Source organism: Caulobacter sp. P4_E5 (assembly GCF_056401555.1).
Genome location: NZ_JBFUJD010000001.1, coordinates 88041 through 105543, shown reverse-complemented (window position 1 = coordinate 105543; position 17503 = coordinate 88041). Strand labels below are relative to the sequence as shown.

The 17503-nt window shown below is 64.3% G+C and carries 10 protein-coding genes; 3 read left to right on the top strand and 7 right to left on the bottom strand.

From position 1 onward, the window contains the following. Window positions 1–43: 43 nt before the first annotated feature. The 7 genes from AC1DSO_RS00475 to AC1DSO_RS00445 form a co-directional block, all read right to left on the bottom strand. Entirely contained in the window at window positions 44–409 is a 366-nt protein-coding gene (locus AC1DSO_RS00475; RefSeq protein WP_477066954.1) for a GntR family transcriptional regulator, read from the bottom strand. After that, a complete protein-coding gene (locus AC1DSO_RS00470) occupies window positions 406–1821 on the bottom strand; it encodes a hypothetical protein (RefSeq protein ID WP_477066953.1) in 1416 nt (471 codons plus the stop codon). Before AC1DSO_RS00470 ends, AC1DSO_RS00475 begins: the two co-directional genes overlap by 4 nt. A 129-nt stretch (window positions 1822–1950) precedes the next feature. Beyond that, entirely contained in the window at window positions 1951–4695 is a 2745-nt protein-coding gene (locus AC1DSO_RS00465; RefSeq protein WP_477066952.1) for a TonB-dependent receptor, read from the bottom strand. Window positions 4696–5221: 526 nt separating this feature from the next. Then, window positions 5222–6733, bottom strand: a complete 1512-nt coding sequence (locus tag AC1DSO_RS00460) for a glycoside hydrolase family 32 protein (RefSeq protein WP_477066951.1) — start codon at window positions 6731–6733, stop codon at window positions 5222–5224. Beyond that, window positions 6733–8043 (bottom strand): sugar porter family MFS transporter, encoded by a 1311-nt coding sequence (locus AC1DSO_RS00455; protein WP_477066978.1) that lies wholly within the window; start codon window positions 8041–8043, stop codon window positions 6733–6735. Before AC1DSO_RS00455 ends, AC1DSO_RS00460 begins: the two co-directional genes overlap by 1 nt. A gap of 59 nt (window positions 8044–8102) precedes the next feature. Then, window positions 8103–9071 carry an ROK family protein gene (locus AC1DSO_RS00450; RefSeq protein WP_477066950.1) on the bottom strand — a complete coding sequence of 323 codons (969 nt, stop codon included), beginning with the start codon at window positions 9069–9071 and terminating at the stop codon, window positions 8103–8105. 306 nt (window positions 9072–9377) lie between these two features. Beyond that, window positions 9378–10511 (bottom strand): ROK family protein, encoded by a 1134-nt coding sequence (locus AC1DSO_RS00445; RefSeq protein ID WP_477066949.1) that lies wholly within the window; start codon window positions 10509–10511, stop codon window positions 9378–9380. A 434-nt stretch (window positions 10512–10945) separates the two neighbouring features. On the opposite strand from AC1DSO_RS00445, the gene AC1DSO_RS00440 reads away from it, so the two are divergent. The 3 genes from AC1DSO_RS00440 (at window position 10946) to AC1DSO_RS00430 (ending at window position 17115) form a co-directional block, all read left to right on the top strand. Next, entirely contained in the window at window positions 10946–11476 is a 531-nt protein-coding gene (locus AC1DSO_RS00440; protein WP_477066948.1) for a DUF4303 domain-containing protein, read from the top strand. A 147-nt stretch (window positions 11477–11623) separates the two neighbouring features. Next, window positions 11624–12016 (top strand): hypothetical protein, encoded by a 393-nt coding sequence (locus tag AC1DSO_RS00435; protein WP_477066947.1) that lies wholly within the window; start codon window positions 11624–11626, stop codon window positions 12014–12016. 128 nt (window positions 12017–12144) lie between these two features. Further along, window positions 12145–17115, top strand: coding sequence for an nSTAND1 domain-containing NTPase (locus AC1DSO_RS00430; RefSeq protein ID WP_477066946.1), 4971 nt, complete (start codon window positions 12145–12147; stop codon window positions 17113–17115). Window positions 17116–17503: the final 388 nt, after the last annotated feature.

The window sequence follows — 17503 nt, the reverse complement described above, 5'->3', positions numbered from 1 at the left end:
GTCTTCAGAAGTTGCTTCACCCTAGCCCCAATCGTCGCCGTTCCTACTCGGAGGCGAAATAGGTTCCCGCTCCCTGCTTGCGCTGGATGATCCCCTCACGCTCCAAATCCGCCAGAGCTTTGCGGACCGTCACGCGCGCCATCCTGAGCTCTTGCGCCAAGCGCCGCTCGGTCGGCAGCCGAACCCCGCAATGGGGCGCTTCGATCTTGCGGATGATGTCCGCCAGCTGCCGATAGAGCGGACGCAGGCGATCAGATCGCACCAGGCCCGCGCGCGCGAACGCCAAGTCGATGACGACGGAGGTGTCAGTGGGGGCGGCCTCTGCAAGGACCGCCTCCGCCAAAGTGCTTCCATCTTCGGCTCCGAGCGCTTCGACCCGCTTGGGGGTCAATCGACCAAGATGGATCACGGAGGGCTTCCCCCGGAGCCTTGCTTGCGCGCGCCCCGGACCATCACCGACCCGGCCAGCCGTGAAAATCCGCCATCGGCGAAGAGGGTCAGGTTCGACTTGTCGACGCCGTAGTACCGGAAGCTCAGGGCGCGAAAGCGATTGATGTAAAGAACCCCCAAGCCCAGTTTCGGGTCGATCACCAGGTCAACCACGTAGCGGCCGTCGGCCGTTCTCGGAAAGGCCACCCGCGGCGCGTTGGCGCCTTGCCCGCGATAGAGGAACGCGGCCTCGCCCTTGGCGGTGTCCAGTTCCAAGACGCTCTTGCCGCTCTTCCCCGCGTCAAAGCTGACGCCGAAGCGGTCCCCCGGCTTGACCGTGATATCGGCCCTGGCCACCAGCGCCTGGTCGGCGGGACCGATCAGCGTTTGCGTCGAAGAGATCTTGGCGCGTTCGGTGGAGAACTGGCCGGCCACGGCGTCGGGCAAGCTGACGGCCAGGACGCCAGGTCCTGCCCGACGGACCGCATGAGCGACCAGATCGCCGCCCCAGACCAGGTCTCGGCTGTCCTTGTGCAGCTCCTTGTGCGCCACCCAGCCGAACAGCAGCCGCTCACGGCCCGTGCCAGCCGTACGGCCCGCATAGAAGGCCCGCCCATCCAGGCCGTTGAAGCGTCCGTACTCATATTTGCCATCACTTTTCGGCGCGGTGAGATAACGGACCAGTCGATATTCTTCGCGTTGATCGGAGAAGACGATGAACCAGTCATCGCCCTCGGAAAAAAGGTCGGGCACTTCCAGATTGAGCGGCGAGCGTTCCGAATAGAGCGGCGCGGCGGCGGTCCATTTGATGAGGTCGGGCGAGGTATAGAGGGCGATGACCGCATCGAACTTCTGGCGCGACGCCAGGACCATCCAATAGGCCCTGGCCTGGGGATTCCAGAACACGAACGGGTCGCGAAAGTCCCGCTGATCATAGGTCGGCTTGCCGGCGAACGTCGCCTGCGGATCCTTGACCCATGGTCCGGCCAGGCTGGCCGCCCTGGCCACCATGGTCACCTCCATGGGCGCGCCGTTCGGATCGTGCCCAGTGTAGAAGAGGCGATAGCCGCCGGCCGGGTCGGCGATGACGCTGCCGCTGCCGGTCCAGACGTCGGGCGAGCCCTGCTCGCCGACCTTGACCGCCTCGATCGGCTTGGACCAGGTGCTCAGGTCGGAGGTCTGCGACATCCACCAGGGATGACGCCCCTCGTTCTTGAGGTAGAAAATCGAATAGACGCCGTTCTCGTAGTAGGGATTGGGATCACCGATCCCCTCCGGCCCGCCGGCGAAATAGACCGCGCCGTCCTGGGCGGTCTGTGCTGCGGGCGTTTGAGCTTGAACGGCCGCCGGCGTCACGGCCAACAGGGCCACGCCGAGCATTGACGCGAGCATCGCGACGCTCCTTGGCTGATCAGAAATGCAAATCCGCCGCCTTCAAGGCTAAGCGGTCATGGCGGCCACTTGGAGACGGGGAGCGCCTTGGCGCGCTCCCCGTTCAGACCGCCCAGGCGGCCGTCGCGCCTACATCTTGAAACGCAGGCCCAGGCTGATGTAGCGGCCCTCGACGCGCAGATCGCGGCCGAAGGATTGGGTTTCGCTGTAGTTGCGGTAGGTCTTGAAGGGCGTGCCGAGAATGTTGCTGACGTTGCCGACCAGCGTGAAGCCCTTCGAAAGCTCATACGACGTCGACAGGTCCAGACGATTCACGGCCCGCGTGAGCTGGCCGGCATAGAGCTCTTCGTTGGTGTTGCGGTTGTAGTTGTCCACGTACTCGGAACGATGATTGTAGGAGAGGCGCGCGGCGAACGGGCCCTTCTCGTAGAAGCCAGTGAGATTATAGGCCCACTTGGACACGCCGGGGATCTTCACCTGGCGCGCGGACTCGCCCAGCGTCTGGGGCAAGGCATAGGTCCCGTCCAGATAGGTCAGGTTGGTCTGGACGCCAAAGCCCGACCACCAGCCCGGCAGGAAGGTGAAGAAGGTCTGGAAGTTGGCTTCCGCCCCCAGCACCCGGCCCTTGCCAGCGTTCTCCGGCCGGCTCAGCTGGATCAGGCCGTAGGTCGGATCGGTGACGTCGCGGGTGTAGTAGCTGATGAAGCCGTCCAGATCGTGGTAGAACAACGCCAGCGTCGCCGAGCCGCTCTTGGCGAAATAATACTCGAACGAGGCGTCGTAGTTGATCGATGTGAGCGGCTTGAGGTCAGGATTGCCGCCGCTGCCGGTGGCGGTGTAGTGCGGAGCAGCGCCGTCCAGACCGGTGCTGTTGATGGTGATGTTGAGCGAGGGGTTCAGCTGCCCGAAGCTTGGCCGGGTTCGCGTCTTGTTGACCGCCAGGCGCAGCTGGAGCTCGGGCGTAAATCGGATGCGCGACTGGATAGACGGCAAGACGTCGACATAGTTTTGCGACACTGACCGCGGGACGATCTGGGCCGCGCCGTTGGCCCCGGTGACATTGGAGAAGCCGGAATACTGGCCGTCGGTGTTGACGACGCGAACCCCGACCGTGCCGTCCACCGGATAGACGCCCAGATCGAACTGGTACTTGCCCTGCACATAGGCTGCGTAGGTGGCCTCCTTGGCCGTGAAGCCGCCCAGCGGGTTGTTGGGAATCTCCGCGGTGGCGTAGTTGGCTTGGCCCGTCAGGTCGAAGGCGCGCTGGCGCAACGCCTCGTCATTGTCGCGCATGGCGTCCCAGGTCGGCATCAACCACTGCCTGAACTGTTGGCCGTCGTCGCCAAAGCCGTTGGAGATCATCTCCAGCGCCCCGGTCGGTAGGCTCGCCAAGGGAATGTTCAGCGGCGCGGTGTAGGCGTAGCGGTCGTTGTTCTGGGAGCTTGCGTCGCGGTCGCTGGCGCGCACCCCGACCTTGATGGTCGGCAGCCAGGAACTGTGGGTGTCCCAGTCCAGGTCCAGCCGTCCTTGGACGCCGTCGCCCTTTTCGACATAGTCGCGCTGGTAGAGGCCGCGCCAGACATAGTTGGCGGGATTGGCGATGTCATAGTCGCCCAGATTGAAGATGGCAGTCCCGGCGACGTCGAACTGGACGTTGATGGTCGGCGCGCTGGCCAACTGGGCGTCGATATTGACCTGGTTGGACTGGTATTTGCTGGAGGTGTAGGCCAAATCGCCCGACACCACGGCGCGCTCGCCCTTCCATTTGAAGCCGAGCGCGCCCTGGTAGGTGTTGGTCTTGTCTTCCTGGGCCTTGCGCCAGAATTCCGGCACATAGCCGCCGGTCTTGGTGAAGCTGGCCGCCTTCAGCGGCTCGCCTTCGACCAGGACCACGTTGCTCAGGGTCGGTGAAACGCCAGCCAGGTCGGGTCGCTCGAAATTGACGTTAAACGCGTCGGTGGTGACGTCGCCCCGGTAGGCTTGCCAGAGCCCTTCGGCGTAGAGCTCCAGCTTGTCGTTGGGGCGCCATTGCAGAGTGCCATTGAAAGCGGGGCGATCGCGCACGCCCTTTTCATAGAAGTTGCCGGCATTGGCCGGGAAATTGAACATTCCCACGCCCGGCGTCGCCACCTTGACGGGATTGCTGGGGTTCCAGGCCATCGGCGTGATGATCGCGGAGTCGGCGTAGCGGTCCGCGTTGCGGTAGGTCATGCGAACGAAGCTGACATTGGCCAGGGCGCCGATCTCGCCAATGGCGGTGTCCCAGCGCTTGGTCACGACGAGGTTGGCCGAGGGGTCATAGGCCTTGGATTGGGTGTTGTACGACCCGCGCACTTCGCCCGCGATCTCGGTGTCCTTGACGTCGAAGGGCCGGCGCGAGCGCAGGTTGATCAGCCCGCCAAGGCCCGGCTCGATCAGGTCCGAGGTGCCGGACTTGTAGACCTCGATGCCGGCGATCACGCCGGCCGGAAAGTCCTGCATGTGCAGCGAGCGGTCGTTGGTCGTGAAGAACTCACGGCCATTGAAGGTGGTGGCGACGTCGGGAAGGCCGCGCACCAGCACCGTGCCGGCCTCGTCGTTGTAGCGGGTGACCTGCACGCCGACGACGCGCGAGAGGGCTTCAGAGGCGTTGTTGTCCGGCAGCTTGCCGATGTCCTCGGAAACGATCGCATCGACCATGGCGTCGGAATTGCGCTTGACCTCCTGGGCCGAGCCGAGGGCGGCGCGGAAGCCGGTGACCACGACCTCCTCGACCGTGGAGTCGTCGACCGGCTTGGCGGGCTTGTCGTCGGCCTGCTGGGCGAAGGCCGGCGAGACGRCCAGCAACGTCACCAGCGACGCGGAACAGAACAGGCCGCGAATGGTCCTAGGCATAGTGTTTCCCCTCTTTGTTTGATTGTTTTGGTCGATATCGCGAGCGCTGGAGCGCGAACCGGCGCCTGAAGGCTGCGAGACTGGCGGCTGCATGTTCGGCGCGGCCAAGATCGCCGTGAGCGTCCGGCGCGGCCGCTGGCGAACAGCGCAAATCCTTCGTCGGACGGACGACTTCACCGGTTTCATCCCCTGGATCACAGCGTGCTTTCACGCTTGCGGCCAAGCATCGCCCGGCCACTAAATCTAGAAAGGTGATTTAGTTCGGTCAAGACGAAATCGTCGCTTCCAACTGGCCCTTCGGTAGAATTTTCACCACAAAAACAAAGGCTTGATGGAGTCGCACGACAAAGCGGATCGGGCGTGCAGGACGCCCGATCCGTAATCGGGAAGGAAGCCGCTCAAACAGCTGGACGAGCGCTGTCCGACGGCTGGTCGGCTCTCGCCGAGGGATGGAGCCTGGCGAGAGCCGCCAAGCGCGATGGGGTTGCGTCTCCTGAGGGGGATTAGGCCCGCCAGGAGGATCGCGTCATTTCTTGCGCGGATCCGAAAGCGTCCATGCATCGAGCGTCTCGACCGTCGCCTCGCCGCCGCGCGCCGAGATCGACCAGGAAAGCTCGCCGCCGCCGCGGAAAAAGCGGTCGGTGATCGTGCGCGCGCCGTCGTTCACGTAGAGCTCGATGATCGATTCATCGACGAACAGGTGAAGCTTGACCTTGCGCCCCTTGAGGTYCACCGGCGCGATATGGCGGTCGGGGAAGCCCTCATGGAAACTGGGGCCCGAACGGGTCCGGTCGACATAGACCTCGCCCGTCGGCGCGGTGACGCCGACCAGGGTCTGATAGCCTTGAGCGTCCTTGATCGCGATCTCGACCTGCTCGCTGGAGCCGGTGTCCAGATCGATCACCAGTTCAGCCCGGCCGCCCTTGACGGGCAGCGGCTGGGACGCCTCGCCTAGCTTGAGGCTCTTGGCGCTGCTGTGATCACGCCTTAGCGCCTCCGCCTCCGCCACCGGGGCCTGGTAGAGCCGGTAGCCCTCGGGCGTTTTGCGTAGGGACAGCGAGCGCGGGAGGCTCATCAGGCCGCGATTGGGATAGGTCGGGATCAGATTGGCGTAGCGCCAGTTGTTGGCCCAGCCGATCGCGATCTTCCGCGGGTCCGACTTGGGCAGGTCGTTGTAGGTGACCGCCGCATAGTAGTCGGCGCCCCAGTCGAGCCATTGCGGATCACCGGTCCAGCTGGGGTCCAGGGTGAAACGCTGGCCGTCGAAGTCGCCGACGAAATACTGCATCCCCGACCCGCCGTTGACCGAACTGTCGCCCAGGCTGATGGCCAACACCCAGCGCTTCTCGCCGGGCTTGCCGCCCTCGACCGGCAATTCGAAGATGTCCGGACATTCCCAGTTCTTGCCGCGCGCGCCGGTGGGCCCAAAGCTGCTGGCCATCGTCCAGCTCTTCAGGTCGCCGGACGTCCAGACCAGCACCCGGTTCTCCGCGGCGATGACGGTCAGCATCACCCAGCGCTTGGTGACTTCGTGCCAGAAGATCTTCGGGTCGCGAAACTCCGTCGAGCCGATGTCGAGCACCTTGCCGTGGGTGGTCCAGGTGCGGCCCTTGTCGTTGCTGTAGGCCAGATACTGCGACTGGATCCGGGTCTTGGTGTTGTGGCCCGTGAAGAGGGCCACCAAGGGCGGCTGACCATCCTTGCCAAAGCCGCTGGTGTTGTTCCAGTCGACCACCACCCCGCCCGAGAAGACCTGGACGTCGGTCTCAGGTATCGCCACCGGCAGTTCCTGCCAGGTGACCAGGTCGCGGCTGACCGCGTGGCCCCAGCTCATATGGCCCCAGCGGTCGCCATAGGGATTGTACTGGTAGAACAGGTGGTACTCGCCCTCGTAGTAGACGAGGCCATTGGGATCGTTGTTCCAGTTGCGCGCCGGCGCGAAGTGGTAGCCTGGGCGGGCCTCCTCGGCGCGGACGGACGGGGCCAGGGGCGCGGTGCAAAGGGCGGCGAGCGCGACGGCGAAAAGTTGACGGCGCATCAGTGGCCCCTCCGAACGTCCATGTCCTCGAGTGCGACGCCGTTGGTCTCAGGCATCACCTTCCAAACCCAGAAAAACTGCAGGAGCATCATCGCGCCGAAGAAGGCGAAGACCCAGCCGCCGACACGGGCGGCGAAGACCGGGAACGCCCAGGTGATCGCCGCGGCCATCACCCAATGGGTTGTGCTGCCCAGCGCCTGGCCCTTGCCGCGCACGGCGCTGGGAAAGACTTCCGAGATGAACACCCAGATCACCGCGCCTTGCGAGATGGCGAAGGCGGCGATGAAGCCCAGCAGGCCCAGAAGCACCAGCGCGCCGTTGGGATGGGCGCTCTCCAGTTGCAGCCCCACGAGGATCAAAGCCACGGCGGTGGCGACCGAGCCGAAATAGAGCAGCGGCTTGCGGCCGAAGCGATCGATCAGGAACAGCGCCAGGATGGTGAAAACGAGGTTGGTCCCGCCCACGGCCACCGACTGCAGGAGGGCGCTGTCGGCCCCTGCCCCGCCCAGTTCGAAGATGCGCGGCGCGTAGTAGAGCAGCGCGTTGATGCCCGAGAGCTGATTGAACATGGCGATGGCGATGGCGCAGCCCACTGGCGCAGAATAGGCCGCCTGGAAGAGGCTCGGCTTGACCTTGCCCGCGTCGCGATCGGCCGCCACGCGCATCTGCACCACCTCGCCGGCCGGATCGTGGAAACCCAGCCGGGCCATGACGCGGCGCGCTTCCTCATCGCGGTCTTGCACCACCAGCCAACGCGGGCTGTCGGGCAGGACGAAGGTGACCAAGAGGAAGAGCACAGAGGGAACCGCCACGATGCCGAACATCCAGCGCCAGGCGACATCAGGCGGCGCGAGGCTGGCGATCGCGTAGTTGGACAGGAACGCCAGCAGGATGCCCAGGACGATGTTGAGCTGGTTGAGCGCCACCAGGCGACCACGCACATGGGCGGGCGAGACCTCGGCGATGTAGATCGGCGTGACGACCGAGGCCGCGCCGATAGCCAGGCCGCCCAGGAAGCGGAAGCCGATCAGGCTGTACCAGTCAAAAGCCAGGCCCGTGCCCAGCGACGAGATCACGTAGCAGATCGCCACCGCCAGCAGCATGGGCTTGCGGCCAAAGCGGTCGGCCGGGGCGCCGGCGATCAGCGAACCGATCACCGTGCCGATCAAGGCCGAGGCGACGGTGAAGCCCAGCGCACCATCGCTCAGGGCAAAGCGGCTCTGCAAGGCTGCGGTCGCGCCGGAGATGACGGCGGTGTCGAACCCGAAAAGCAGGCCGCCCAGGGCCGCCCCCAAAGCGGAGAAAACCATCACCAGGGAGACCCTGGATCGAAGAGGCGGCGCAAGCGCGGTGTCGGTGGTCGTCATGGTCAGGAGACCTTCGCGAGGGTGGAAGCGGCGTTCTGTTGCGCGCCAATGGCCCAGTGCATGGGCCATTGGCGGGTGATCGTACGATAGGCGATGGCCAGGGCTCCGGTCAGGCCCGCCGAGTCGCCGGCGCTGGGCGCGGCGACATAGGTGTTCATGTCCAGGCCCGCGACGCTGGAGTCGTAGCCGGCTAGTTGGCGCTCCAGCGACGCGCGAACCTGTTCATGCATGTTGACCGGCTGCATGACGCCGCCGCCGATGATGATGCGATCTGGACGGACGATATAGGTCAGGCTGGCGCACAGGCCGGCGACGTAGTCGGCGATGATGCCCCAGGCCGGGTGGCCAGGCGCAAGCTGCTCGGCCGGCACGCCCCATCGCGCGTGAATGGCCGGCCCGCTGGCCAAGCCTTCCAGGCAGTCGCCGTGAAACGGACAGATGCCGTCGAAGGCCTGGTCTCCCACAGCCCGCGGCAGACGAATGTGACCCGCCTCCGGATGGTTGGCCCCGCCATGCGGCGCCCCGCCGATCAACAGACCCACCCCGATACCGGTGCCGATCGTCACGTAGCAGAAGGTGTCCAGGCCGCGCCCGCTGCCGAACAACAGCTCGCCGACCGCGGCGCAGTTGACGTCGGTGTCCAGCGCCATGGGCACATCGAGGGTTTGGCGAAAATGACCAAGCAGATCGACCTGACTCCAGCCGACCTTGGGGGTGGAAGTGATGGAGCCGTAGTCGGGCGCCGTGGCGCGAAGGGAAAGCGGCCCGAAGCTGCCGATCGAAAGCGCCGCCAACGGGCCATGTCGCCCTTGGGCCCGGCCGAAGAAGGCGCTGGCCGCGCCMAGCGTCTCCTCTGGGGTCGTCGTCAGTATGCGGATCTGATCGAGCACGACGCCATTCTCGTCGGCCACGCCGCACAAGAACTTGGTGCCGCCCGCTTCGATGCCGCCGAACAGATTGGGTTCCGCCATGGACTGCTACTCTTGGAAAAAGATCGGATTGGTCGACGGCAGCGCCAGCGCCCCGCGCAGGACGCGCCGGCGCGGGCGAATGCATCGTCAGCGCTGGACGCCGAGCAAGGTCAGGCCTTGGGGCGACGTCGCGCTGGAAGGCAATGGTCGGCAGGTCGCAGCGGGGTACGCCGCGCCGCGCATCGGGACGTGTCGAGAGCCATCATTTCCTCCCAGGCGCCTTGGCGACGCACTGCGTCGCATGGCGACGTTATGAGACTAAATCTAGTTATGTGATTTAGTCTGTCAACGAGGAAATCGCCGAGCTTAGTTTCCGTCGCCTTTCAGCAGCGATCCGAGGTTGGGACTGTAGCTCGCATAAAGCGGCAGGAGCCCTGCCCCCACCGCCGGCGCGGCTTCGCGGAGAGCCCCGATCAGAAGTTGGGGCTTGAAGAAGTCTATCGGCGCAGTCGCGGCGATGTTGGCCTTAACCCGGTCGGCGAGCGCCTCAAGCATGCCGGCGTCCAGCGCGCCGCTGAGAATGATCGCGTCGAGATCCAAAAGGCTGTTGGTGCTCAGAACGACGAAGGCGAGCGCCTCCGCGCAGGTCGCCAGCCACGTCTCGCGGGCCACCTCGTCGTTTCCCGAACCCAGGGCGGCCTCCAGGCTGTAGAGGGACGCCCGATGCAGCAGGAAGTCCTGCCCGTTTTCGCCCGGGACCGGCATCGACGCCAGGGCCGCAGCGTTGCCGTGGCGTCCTTGGTGGATCTGGCCACCGATCACCAGCCCGCCACCGACGAAGGCGCCGATGTGAAAGTAGAGATAATTTTCGACCCCCAATCCGACGCCGCAGAGCAGTTCGGCGAGGGCCGCGGCATTGCCGTCGTTCTCGAAAAACACAGGGCAGTTCAGGTTCGAGCGGAAGGCGTGCTCGACGTCATCGCCGCTCCAGTCGCGGGCCTGAGCCACCGAAACCCCGATCTCCTCGCGCCAGGCGCCGATGAACCAGGGCATGGCGATGCCCACCCCTAGGAAAGCGTCTCGTTGTTCCGACTTCAAGGCCGCCAACTGGGCCCGCGCGAACTCGGCGACTTCGTCGATGACCACCGATCGGTCGGGAAAGGCCATGGCCCGCGATTGGGTGGCCAAAACCACGCCGTCGAAATTCAGCAGGACGCAGGTGAGCCGGTCGCGGCCGATCTCCACGCCGATTGTGTAGCCGTTTTCGCCATTGATCTTGTAGATCGTGGAGGGCTGTCCCATGCCGCCCGTGCGGCGGCCGGCGACCACGAGCAGGCCATCGGCTTCCAAATCCTCCACGATGCGAAGCGCCGCTTGCGGAGACAGGCCGGTTATCCTGGCGAGCTCGGCCTTCGAAGCTCCATTCAACCGGCGGATCGTGGAGAGCACCAGACGCTCGTTGTAGCGGCGTACGCCATTGGAATTGCTGCCGCGCGCCATGAAAACGGATGCTCTCTACAATCTAGTGAGTGACGATCGGCGGGCTATCTTTGGGCGCCGGCACATCAAACGAGTGGAACACCATATCGGGCTGGCCGTCGGTTTCTCCATCCTCCCGGCTCGCCCGTCATAGTATTTCGAGATTCGAGCCGACCGAAAGCGCAGTCTTGTCCGGCTAAGCCGCGTTATCTCTGCATTCGGCTACCCCCTGCCCCGATCCTGGCGCGGCGACGTCGCGCCAACTGCTGCCGTTGCCCCACCTCCAAGAACTAGACGTTCGGGGCCTGGGCGAGGAGATCGTCTCTAGTCTCGGTGTGGAAATCACGCTCCGGCGATTGAACGTATGTGCTTCGCTCGATTACCTTGTCTCGTGGTGAAACGGTGCGTGCATTTTGACGCCAGCCAGGCAGGCACGTGATCGAAAGGAAACGCGGGTGGATTGGAGTGCAGAAGTCGAGAAGCTTCGCATCGCAACCATCGCAGCGGTCGACGCGCTGGTTCCATTGCTCAAGGGCCAGAGTCTCTACGCGATCTGTCTTCAGACCGCGGATGACGGAATGAGCGTTGGGCTTTGCGCCAATACCGAAGAGGGGTACGCCGAGAAGTGCTCCTCCGAGGCCGAGATCGAAGACATGACGCCGGAATACTCGGCCTATCTACGCTGGGCGCCCGCCGAATGGAGGTATGAGATTTTCGGCGACGAGTTTTTTGTGGATATCAATCGCGACCTACGGGCATCGAGTGCGAGTTCGAACAAAGAGTTCAGCAGCTATTTCGACCACCTGATCGAGGCGATGGCCGATGCGCTCGCCTACCTACGAGCCCAGCGGGCTCAGGTTCTCGAGGGCGTTACGCTATTCGTGACGATCTCCGACAGCGACGAGTCTGCAGCGGTCGAGCAGAGGTCAGTCCAGGGCCTGAATCCACCGCCCCTCGCCTACCAATTTGGCCGGCCCGTGGAATAGGCGGCGTTACAACACGCTACCTCAGGCGTCGGCACACAAGCGCCATGTGCGGACGTTGGCTCACCTCCAGGAACGCGACGCTCAACATGCACGGCCGACGCGATGATGAGAGCGCTATCGAGACCGTTCCGCCCGGTCGTCGATCCATTGGAGGATGAGATCCGCGATCTGCAGGTTGTTCCTGTCCTGCATCAGCATGTGGCTATTGCCTGCGATACCCTGCTCGGCCGTCGCGGTGATGTCGACCTGCCCGCTGGCCGCCTTGATGCGCGTGGCGTCTTCATGGCGGCCTCGGCGCTCGGATCACCGATCAATTGGTTCTTTGAAGGCCTGCCGCACGACGACACACCCGCGCGGAAGCCCCTTGCCAACGTCCTGGCCATGGATGAATTCCTGACGAGCCGGGAGGGTCTCGAATTGGCAAGCCTGCTGTCGCGCGTGCCGGCCGCCCAGCACCGGCGGCTGCTTCAGCTCATCCATCTCCTAGTGGCCGCACCAGAGGCTGAGGCTGAGGCCGTCTACAGTCGCCGGGATACATAAACCTCGTCGCGCGCCGGCTCGGTGGTGAAAACCTCGGCGCCAAGCAAGGCGTTGCGGCATCCAGCAGCGCTTCTGGGTTGCAGCAACACGGGAACACTCGCAAGCTGACGCTTGAGGAGGCGATACTAATGGACCCACTCAGCGCAGCGGCCCTAGCGGCGCTCCTCTCCCTAAGCCGGGCCGTGCTTCGGCGGGTCGATGTCTCGGCGCTGCTAGAGCAGTTACCATTGGATGCGTTGCCGTTCGAGACGCCTCTCGACCTCGATAAGCTAGTGGATACCGCAGCGGGCGGGGTCATCGGAAACCGGGCAGATGGGCTTCTGGTCAAGGTCTTTGGCGGCGCGGCGAACAGCTTCATCGGCAACCTGCGTGAGCCGAAGAACCACGATTTGTTGATCGGCCTAGCCAACGCCCACGCTCGCGCCTTTCGCTACTACACCCGCACGCTACGCCAAGAGGCGACAACGGCTCCGCAGCGCGCCATCGCCTTGAAGGTCAGTACGCTCAATCCAAAGGGCCTGCTGAACGCTGAAACAGTCTGTCGGCAAGTCGCCGAGTTCGTCCCGTCGTTGATCGCTCAAGCCGGCCCCATGGGCGAGGATATTCGCCAGCGCCAGATGCTTAGGGCGGTCGTGGGACAGATCACGACCTGGATCGAGACTGAAATCGGTGAGGCGCTGCCGGTCACCTTCGCTGCCTGGTTAACCGAGACGAGTCCACGCGGGCGCTCCTCGTGGCGCGACAAGTTCCAGCTCTATCTCAGCGAAAGCCTCAAGACCGAACCCCGGTACGAGCGGATCTTCTTGGCTAGCAACCTATCGGAGCTCCTCCAGCGCACCATTACCTTGCAAGAGATCGCCAACGACTTGCACGAGGGCATGCAAGCCACGCTCAAGTCGGTGCATCGGGCCGAGCGGGAGATGCAGCGGACGGGGGTGGCGATACGCCTTGCCAGTGTCGAGATGCGCGAGGCGAATGCGGAAGTTCGCCTGGTTGGCGCGCGGATGGACGCGGAAAGCCACGCCAATGACCAGCGACACGAAGCGCTAATGGAGGAAATCAGCAAGCTGCAACGCATGGTGCAAGTCGGAGTATTGTCGACTGCACCAGATCCTACGCCGATTTCGGACTCAGCGTCCGAGGCGCACTTGGAGCGCGTGCGGGGTATTGTTCGCCTCGCCAGCAGCGGATCTGATCGCCTGGACGCAGCGCCGATGGACGAACTGCTCAACTGGCTATGGATCTGGCTTCCAGGTGCGCTGGCTGCGATCGATCGCACATCGGGCGAGGGCCGTGTCGTACGGAGACAGCGTCTCGACTGGCTCGACGCCTATGTCGCCGACCGGCGGTCGCGGTCCAACAACCCCTACAAGGGACTGGCGGCCTATGGGCTCGACGACTGCGACCATTTCTATGGCCGCGACGACGAGGTCCGTGCGGCACAACGCGCCCTGCAGGACATGCTAGACCACGGGAACACGCCGGCCGGCCTCTGCGTCACCGGCCGGGCGGGAAGCGGAAAATCCTCCTTCATGCGCGCCGGGGTCCTGGGCAACCTGGCCAGTATTCGCGCCGATGTGCGCATTGTCCTGCTCAGCCCCGGCGTATTGCTGGAGCAGCGTGACCTGGCCAGCCTACTGCTCGACGCCGTCATCGATCAGACTGACCTTCCAATCCTGGCCCAGGCGGTCAAACGCTGCGCGCGCGAAAGCGGCCCCGCAGCCGTTATCCTGGTCTGCGATGCGATCGCCCTGGCCTTGAAGACGACCGGCCACCGCCTTGTCTTCGCGTTTGACCAGCTTGAGGAAGTGGTCGACCACTGGGCAAGCGACGGTGACGATCATCTCGCCGGCCGGCAACGGTGGGCGACTCTATTCGAGTTCATGGCGACACTCGCGGTCCGACGCCTGGGCGCGGTCGTCTATACTCTCGAGACCAATCGCCTTTCCTTTATCCGTCGTTGCAGCCTGGCGCCTGAGTTCACTCCCGGGCGGGTAGCGACATTGGACATGGACGCCAGCAGCGAGGCGCTGTTTACACAGATCATCGAGGGACCGTTCCGGGCGGCTAACTACCCCCTGGCGCCTAGCCTGGGCCAAGCGCTGCGGGACGAGATCGCAAAGCTCAACGCCGATGCGCCGGCCTCCCGACACTTAGCAGTCTTGCCCTTGTTGTCCCTAAAGCTCGCCAAGCTCTTTGAGCAAGTCGACAGCTGCCTAGCGCCGACGGCGCCGCAAGCGCTGATGACCACGACCCCTGAAGACGACAAAAGCGGCTACCTTCGCTTCGCAGACCTTGGGCAGTTAGGCCGCGATGGCGGCGCCTTCGACCTGTCGCTGAGCCATGAGATCTCCGACCTGGCCCGTGAAGCCTGGCGTCGGGCTACCAAGGGACGGCCGCCCAGCGCCAACGACCTGGACTTCTTCCTGCCTTTCGTGGGCCTTGCTGGACCTCGCGACAATCCACTCGTGCGCCTGAAGCTCGTTCCCGAAGGCATGCTCAAGTACGCCGGGCACAAGTTACAGGCCTTCATCCGGGCGCGGCTGATCACCGTCACCAACGGCCACTGCCGGCTCGCGCACGAGGCGGTAATCCGGAGTTGGGACCAAACCCGCGACTGGCTCGTGCGGCGCGAACCGTTGTTGCGTTCCGAAGAAACCCTTCGTGAGCGGGCTAGGCTCTGGGACAATCAAGGATGCCCCGCGGTCGGCGAAGCCACGCCCGAGGCGCTCTCGCAGGCGGGCGAGGCGTTGGCGGCGTACCGCCATTTTTGGACGCATCCGGAGACCCCGCTTAGCACTGAGGATAGGCTGCTCAGGAACTATTGCGCCGCCCACTTCGCGTCGGCGCCGCATGCGCGCGCTCAGTTCGGGTCCACGATCGGGATTGTCCTGGCGGTGACCTATGGCCTGGCGGAGACGGTGGAGCGCATGCTCGACACAGACTCTCAGGCGGTAAATGCGCTGTGGGGGCCGGCGGAAAGCACACCGCTGCACGCAGCGGTGTCGGCCGATCCTTCGATCTTTTCCTTGTTGCTGGCCCGTGGCGCGGACCCAACCGCCAAGGACCGCGACGGCTGGACCCCAGCGGCAACCACGGTCTGGTGGGGTACGAAAGAAAACTTCGAGCTCCTGTTAGCCTTGGCGCGAGATGACCTCCTGGACAGCCAGGGGGGCACCCTGCTCCACGACTGTGCGAGCGCGGGACGCGTTGATCTCGCGCGAAGGATGATAGAGTCGGGCCGGCTATCGCCAACCAAGCCTCGTGGCGAGAGCGGCTTGCTGCCTGTTCATTTGGCGGCCTATTTCGGCCACCTCGCCGCGTTTCGCTACTTCGCCACATTTGGCGACCCCATGACTCCCGACGCGGATGGACGTAACGCGCTCCACCTCGCCGCCGCCAACGATCAAGTCGCGATCGTCGAGTTCATTCTCAAGAACGAGAGCTATGCGGCGCGGGCGGGTGAAACCGACTGCCAAGGCTACAACCCGCTGCACCTCGCCTCAACTCAGCACGCGACGCGGACTGTAGCGCGCCTGTTGCGCGAAACGGATCTCAACATCCCCGTCGCGGAGCCTGGCACGCCTCCTGGCGCGACCCCGCTGATGCTCGCCATCGCCCAGTCCAGCTTGGCCGACCGGCAAGACGATATCGATCTGCTCGAGACCGTGACCTTGCTGCTGGCCAGCAACGAGACCGACGTCAACGCGCAAGATCGACTGGGAGAAACCGCCTTGAGCATGGCGGCAAAGCTACCCCGGGTCGAGCAGCTGGTCCTCAAGGATGACCGGCTTGATTGGACAACTTCAGGGAAAGACGATGAGACGCCGATCGAGATCGCCATCCGCCGTCGTCTGTGGCAAGTCGTTCGCGCCATGCTGGCGCGCAGGCAGGCGCCCCCGCTGGCGCGCAGCCCGCTGGCGGCGCTAGCGGCGTTGCGCTCGCCGCCAGAAGATGTCGTCGAGACGATGCTGGCCAACTGGCCGCCAACGCGCGAAGTTGCCGAGGCCCTGCTGGCAGAGGCTGTGGAGCAAAACAATGTGCGCTTTGGCAGCCGGCTTCTCGACTGGGCGCCGGGCGCAGACAAAGCCGCCGAGTTGCTCTGGAAGGCGGCAAGCCAAGCCTATCCATGCGACGTGGTCGAGAAGATCAAGAGCCATACCCCGCGCGGCTGGGCCACCCCGTACTGGGCTGGATGGACAGTCTTTCACCGTCTCTGCGCGGCTCAACTTACCGGCGCGCTCCTACAATATGGCCTCTGGCCGCCCCGTCGCGCCCGAACGCTCTGGCGTAGCCGCGACCTATTCGGCCAACCGCCAAGCCGCCTGTTGTCGCCTGCGTCGCGGGCGCAACTGGGCGCGCGCCCCGCACGGCGCGATCAGCCAGTCGCAGGCGGCTGGGATAGGCGCTTAGGTTGGCGGAAGGCTCGGCCGGGTAGTGTTGTCGATCGATCGGCCCGCGAGCAGGATTGGTGGGACCGGCCTGGCACGCGCATTGAGGTCGCGACCTTGCCCTTCTATCCGGCGCGACAGGCGTGCGTGGCGCGCGTCACCGAAGTCGCCGACGGGACAAGAGAGCAGACCCATTACATCGTCGCCGGCCGGGAATGGCGACGATTGGCCAGCAATATTGCGTTGGTTCACCAGACCAACCAAGATGTGAGCCTAGACTTGTACAGTCTCGACCTTGACGCGGCGCGCGACTACCTGCGCTTCTTCTGCTTCTTTCTCCGCGGCCCCGAGGGACCATTCTTGTTCTTGGAAGCGGCGGCGTTGGTCATGCCGCCGGGCCTGCCGACAGACGAGAAGGCGCTGATCGCACGCCTCGTAGCCCCGCCGTTGGTGATCCGTGATGAAGCCAACAAGCGCTTCGTGGCGGCCGTAAACCTCGTCTATGACGACGTCGTCTTCGCCTGCGACTTCGCGGTCACAGCCAACGGGAAGGTCAAGATGTGCCATAATAGCATTATCGCCTCGAGCCTGTCGGGCTCGTTTTGGCGGCTCTGCGAAGAAGACACCCAGCGCCTGCGCGCTATTCGCGAAAATAGCTCCCTTGATCCAAGGCAGACAAGCCAAAGCGCCGCAAGTTCGTCATATTGAGGCCGACCGCCTAGGCAGTACAGGCCGCGATGCCAATGGCGAGACGATGGATGCCCAGCTATCGCAACGCCGCGATCTCCAGTTCGTGCATCGTTCGTCCCGCTCAACACTGCAGGCGATCGGGACGCCCCTGCCTAGTCCAAGAAGAGTCATCTCCGGTCGTTGTCGGAACGGCGCGTCGTGGATTGATCCCGCGCATATTCAAATCAATCGTGACGGATTGAAAATCTACGCTCGACAAAGCCGGGCGTCCAAAGCCGCGCRAGATACCGTCAGTTCGGTGGCTCTAGCGGTCACACCTGGGCGTAGCTCAGGTGATCGGCAAGCGTCTTTAAGTATTCAGCGACATGATCGCCTCATTGATGATCCGTGCCGGATCATCAATAAT

Coding starts and splice junctions, on each gene's coding strand:
- AC1DSO_RS00470 (WP_477066953.1), bottom strand. CDS start 1,821: ATGCTCGCGTCAATGCTCGGCGTGGCCCTGTTGGCCGTGACGCCGGCG.
- AC1DSO_RS00430 (WP_477066946.1), top strand. CDS start 12,145: ATGGACCCACTCAGCGCAGCGGCCCTAGCGGCGCTCCTCTCCCTAAGC.
- AC1DSO_RS00455 (WP_477066978.1), bottom strand. CDS start 8,043: ATGGTTTTCTCCGCTTTGGGGGCGGCCCTGGGCGGCCTGCTTTTCGGG.
- AC1DSO_RS00445 (WP_477066949.1), bottom strand. CDS start 10,511: ATGGCGCGCGGCAGCAATTCCAATGGCGTACGCCGCTACAACGAGCGT.